The sequence below is a fragment of the Intrasporangium chromatireducens Q5-1 genome (assembly GCF_000576575.1).
Taxonomy (GTDB): Bacteria; Actinomycetota; Actinomycetes; order Actinomycetales; family Dermatophilaceae; genus Intrasporangium_A; species Intrasporangium_A chromatireducens.
The window spans coordinates 1-4,511 of record NZ_AWQS01000280.1 but is presented as its reverse complement, the minus strand read 5'-3'; the positions used below and the strand labels follow the sequence as shown (position 1 = coordinate 4,511).

Sequence of the window (4,511 nt, the reverse complement as noted above, 5' to 3'; positions counted from 1 at the left end):
CCGAATCGCTTTGCTGGACAAAGCGATTCGGCCCTTCAGCGACCCAGCAGGGGCCCACGCGCATGGCTCAGGCGGGTGTGGTGACCGGCTTCCAGGAAGGGCGGCCCTGCTCGAACCGCGACACCTCGTCCTCGTGGCGCAGCGTCAGGCCGATGTCGTCGAGACCCTCGAGCAGCCGCCACCGCGTGTAGTCGTCGATCTCGAACGGGGCGACGATCTCGCCGGCCGTGACGGTCCGCGACACGAGGTCGACCGTGATCTCGGCGCCCGGGTGGTTCTCGAGGTACTTCCACAGCAGCTCGACGTTGTCCTGGGAGACGACGGCCGCGAGCAGTCCGCCCTTGCCGCTGTTGCCCCGGAAGATGTCGGCGAAGCGCGAGCTGATGACGACCCTGAAGCCGTAGTCCATCAGCGCCCAGACGGCATGCTCCCGACTCGAACCGGTGCCGAAGTCCGGCCCGGCGACGAGCACCGAACCAGCGGCATACACGGGGTTGTTCAGGACGAAGGCCTGGTCCTTGCGCCAGGACGCGAAGAGGCCATCCTCGAACCCGGTTCGCGCAACCCGCTTGAGGTAGACGGCCGGGATGATCTGGTCGGTGTCGACGTTGCTCCGCCGCAAGGGCACGCCGACTCCGGTGTGGGTCTCGAACTTGTCCATGGCTCAGGCCTCCTGGAGGACGTCGGCGGGAAGGTCGGCCGGACTCGAGAGCGTGCCACGGACAGCGGTCGCGGCTGCGACGAGCGGGCTGACGAGGTGGGTGCGGCCGCCCTTGCCCTGACGACCCTCGAAGTTGCGGTTGGACGTGGAGGCGCTGCGCTCCCCCGGCGCCAGCGTGTCCGGGTTCATCCCGAGGCACATGGAGCAGCCGGGCAGGCGCCAATCCGCGCCGGCCTCCGTGAAGACACGGTCGAGCCCCTCTGCCTCGGCCTGCTGGCGGACCTTCGCCGAACCGGGGACCACGAGCATCCGCACGCCGTCCGCCACGTGGCGGCCCTTGACGACTGCCGCTGCCGCCCGGAGGTCCTCGATCCGGCCGTTGGTGCACGAGCCGAGGAAGACGGTGTCGACCCTGACCTCACGCAGCGGGGTGCCCGGCTCCAGGCCCATGTAGGCCAAGGCGTTTGCGGCGGCGAGCCGGTCGCTCTCATCGGCGAAGGACTCCGGGTCGGGCACCGACTCGCTGAGCGGCAGCCCCTGCCCGGGGTTGGTGCCCCACGTGACGAACGGCGTCAGGGCGGACGCGTCGATCTCGACCTCCGCGTCGAAGACCGCGTCGTCGTCGGTGCGCAGCGACCGCCAGTAGTCGACGGCCGCGTCCCAGTCCGCACCGGTCGGTGCGTGCGGGCGGCCCTTGAGGTAGGCGAAGGTCGTCTCGTCGGGTGCGATCATGCCGGCTCGTGCGCCGGCCTCGATCGACATGTTGCAGACCGTCATGCGCGCCTCCATCGAGAGCGCCTCGATGGCCTCGCCGCGGTACTCGAGGACGTAGCCCTGGCCGCCGCCGGTGCCGATCTTGGCGATGACGGCGAGGATGACGTCCTTGGCCGTGACTCCCTCGGCGAGCGAGCCCCGCACGTTGATCGCCATCGTCTTGAATGGCTTGAGGGGCAGGGTCTGCGTCGCGAGGACGTGCTCGACCTCGGAGGTGCCGATGCCAAAGGCGAGGGCGCCGAACGCGCCGTGGGTCGACGTGTGGCTGTCACCGCAGACCACCGTCATACCCGGCTGGGTCAGGCCCAGCTGCGGGCCGACCACGTGGACGATGCCCTGTTCGAGGTCGCCCATGGGGTAGAGCCGGACCCCGAACTCCTCGCAGTTGCGGCGCAGGGTCTCCACCTGGATCTTCGAGACCGGGTCGGTGATGGGACCCGCCGTCGTCGGGACGTTGTGGTCCTCGGTGGCGAGGGTGAGGTCGGGGCGACGGACGGGGCGCCCGGCGAGGCGCAGACCCTCGAACGCCTGGGGGCTGGTCACCTCGTGCACGAGATGCAGGTCGATGTAGAGCAGGTCCGGCTCCCCCTCGGCACGTCGCACGACGTGGGCGTCCCAGACCTTCTCGGACAGTGTTCCTGACATGCTTCCCTCCGCTGCGACATCTGGACGGCGGCTCATCCGCAGCCCGACAGGGCCGAGGGCGGCGTCGCTCGTGACCCAAGCGTCGTCGCTTTTTGGGCGTTGCGAATTGACGTCTCAGTGCCTGAGACGGCAATATCAGGTCATGGACAAGTCAAGTGGAGTCGGCGTCCTCGACAAGGCGGCGACCGTCCTCGGCGCCCTCGAGGCCGGCCCGGCGACCCTCGCCCAGCTCGTCGGCGCGACCGGCCTCGCCCGCCCGACGGCACATCGCCTCGCCGTCGCCCTCGAGCACCACCGTCTCGTCGCGCGTGACATGCAGGGCCGGTTCGTCCTCGGTCCCCGCCTGGCCGAGCTGGCCTCGGCCGCGGGCGAGGACCGGCTCCTCGCGGCTGCCGGACCCGTGCTCGGGGCCCTGCGCGACCACACGAACGAGAGCGCGCAGCTCTTCCGGCGTCAGGGCGACCAACGGATCTGCGTCGCGGCGGCGGAGCGGCCCGTCGGCCTGCGCGACTCCATCCCGGTCGGCGCCACACTGTCGATGCTTGCCGGCTCGGCAGCCCAGGTGCTGCTCGCGTGGGAGGAGCCCGACCGGCTGCACCGTGGCCTGCACGGCGCGGCCTTCACCGCGACGACGCTCTCGGGCGTCCGACGCCGTGGCTGGGCGCAGAGCGTCGGTGAGCGCGAGCCCGGTGTCGCCTCCGTGTCCGCCCCTGTCCGGGGCCCCTCGGGGCGGGTGGTCGCCGCCGTGTCGATCTCTGGTCCGATCGAGCGGCTCTCCCGCCAGCCGGGACGGCTGCACGCCGCGACCGTCGTCGCCGGCGCCAACAAGCTGACCGAGGTGCTCCGCCGGGCGCACGCCCAGCAGCAGCAACAGCAGCAGCCGCAGGACGCCTGAGGCGCTCGCTCGTCCCCGTCCACGTGCGCCGCCGCTCCGGGAAGCGGGAGCCGGCTCAGCGGCATACGGGATCGGTGTCAGCGCAGACAACGGAATGGTCACGTTCAGCGGGACAACCTCGCGCTTGCCAACCATTCCGGGCGAGGCCGCGTCACCCTGTGTGACAGCATCGACCTCCACCGTGAAGGAACTCTCATGGGAGCTGCACGGGCCCGCCGTCTCGCCGAACGGACCACCCAGCCCGCGACCCTCGGTCTCGGCCTGGCCCTCCTCGCCCTGACGGCCTGCACGACCACGACCCCGACTCCGCAGACGGCCCAGACGCCCGTCGGCTCCCGGGGCGTCATGACGAGCTCGTCCTCGACGGCGCCACCGGCACCGTCGACGACGAGCGAGACGACGCCGCCCGCTGCACCGACGACGTCGACCCCCACGACGACCTCCCAGCCGACGACGAAGCCCACCGCGACCGCCACGCCCACGCCGGTGCCGGTCGTGCTCTTCCGCCCCGGAGACTCCTCGCCGAAGGTCCGAGAGCTGCAGGCGCGGCTCAAGCAGCTGCGCTGGTACGACGGGGACGTGACCGACCACTACGGCACCAGAACCACTGCGGCCGTGAAAGGCTTCCAGGCCAAGCGCGGCTTCGCCTCGACGGGCCTGCTCGACGAGCAGACGTGGGGGCGGGTCGTCTCGATGAGCCGCCCGCCAACCCGCGACGAGCTCAACAACGTCGTCCCCAAGCCGGTCGCCACCAGCCCCGGCAAGCTCAGCTGGGACGTCGACCAGCGCTGCCTCACCGGCCGGGTCATCTGCGTCAGCAAGGCGACGCGCATGCTGACCTGGGTCGTCGACGGCGTGCCGCAGTACCAGTTCGACGTCCGGTTCGGCAGCGAGGCACTACCCACCCGGGAGGGCACGTTCGCGATCACGTGGAAGAAGAAGGACGTCATCTCGAACCTCTACTACACCCCGATGCCGTACTCGATGTTCTTCAGCGGCGGTCAGGCGATCCACTACTCCTCCAACTTCGCCCGCCTCGGCTACAACGGCTCGTCGCACGGCTGCGTCAACGTGCGCGACTGGAACGGCCTGGTGCGCCTCTACAACGAGGCCCCGGTCGGCACCAAGGTGGTCGTCCACTGGTGACGCACCTGCCCTGAAGTCCGCGGCGGCGCTCCACCGCCCGCACGCGTGCCCGACGCCCGCGCAGCAGGGCCCACGCGTCGCAGCCGTGTTCCACCCCTCACACCGCTCGCTCAGCCCCCGCCGTCGGCGGGAGAATCGAGGTGTCGGACGAGGTCGCGTCCGTGGGCCGTCGAGGGGGGCGGCGATGTGGGGACGTAGGGGCAGGCGAGCGGGGCGAGTGGTCCCGCTGGTGGCGATGGCGGTGCTGGCACTGGGCGCGTCTGGCTGCAACCCGGCGCCGTCATCGCCGAGTCCCTCCACCACGGCGCAGCCGAGCACCTCGACGGCCACGGCACCCACCTCGAGGCCACCCAGCCCCTCCACGACCACAGCACCCCACGCGTCACCGAC

At 71.0% G+C, this 4,511-nt stretch carries 4 protein-coding genes; 2 read left to right on the top strand and 2 right to left on the bottom strand.

What is annotated here, in order from left to right; genetic code table 11:
* Positions 1-67: 67 nt before the first annotated feature.
* Together leuD and leuC are read right to left on the bottom strand one after the other, a co-directional pair.
* The gene (leuD, locus tag N864_RS19560) at positions 68-661 is read right to left on the bottom strand and encodes a 3-isopropylmalate dehydratase small subunit (protein WP_034721266.1); all 594 of its coding nucleotides are present in this window, start codon (positions 659-661) and stop codon (positions 68-70) included.
* A gap of 3 nt (positions 662-664) precedes the next feature.
* Complete coding sequence (leuC, locus tag N864_RS19555) at positions 665-2,080, bottom strand: 3-isopropylmalate dehydratase large subunit (protein ID WP_034721264.1); 1,416 nt, start codon at positions 2,078-2,080, stop codon at positions 665-667.
* Positions 2,081-2,222: 142 nt separating this feature from the next.
* Between leuC and N864_RS19550 the strand changes: the two genes are divergently transcribed.
* Complete coding sequence (locus N864_RS19550; protein ID WP_034721261.1) at positions 2,223-2,975, top strand: IclR family transcriptional regulator; 753 nt, start codon at positions 2,223-2,225, stop codon at positions 2,973-2,975.
* A gap of 195 nt (positions 2,976-3,170) precedes the next feature.
* Positions 3,171-4,121 (top strand): L,D-transpeptidase family protein, encoded by a 951-nt coding sequence (locus tag N864_RS19545; RefSeq protein WP_240474413.1) that lies wholly within the window; start codon positions 3,171-3,173, stop codon positions 4,119-4,121.
* The last annotated feature ends 390 nt before the right edge of the window (positions 4,122-4,511 follow it).

What these genes read in the sequence shown, in the direction of transcription:
- leuC (WP_034721264.1), bottom strand. Translation starts at nt 2,080, where the DNA reads ATGTCAGGAACACTGTCCGAGAAGGTCTGGGACGCCCACGTCGTGCGA.
- N864_RS19545 (WP_240474413.1), top strand. Translation starts at nt 3,171, where the DNA reads ATGGGAGCTGCACGGGCCCGCCGTCTCGCCGAACGGACCACCCAGCCC.
- leuD (WP_034721266.1), bottom strand. Translation starts at nt 661, where the DNA reads ATGGACAAGTTCGAGACCCACACCGGAGTCGGCGTGCCCTTGCGGCGG.
- N864_RS19550 (WP_034721261.1), top strand. Translation starts at nt 2,223, where the DNA reads ATGGACAAGTCAAGTGGAGTCGGCGTCCTCGACAAGGCGGCGACCGTC.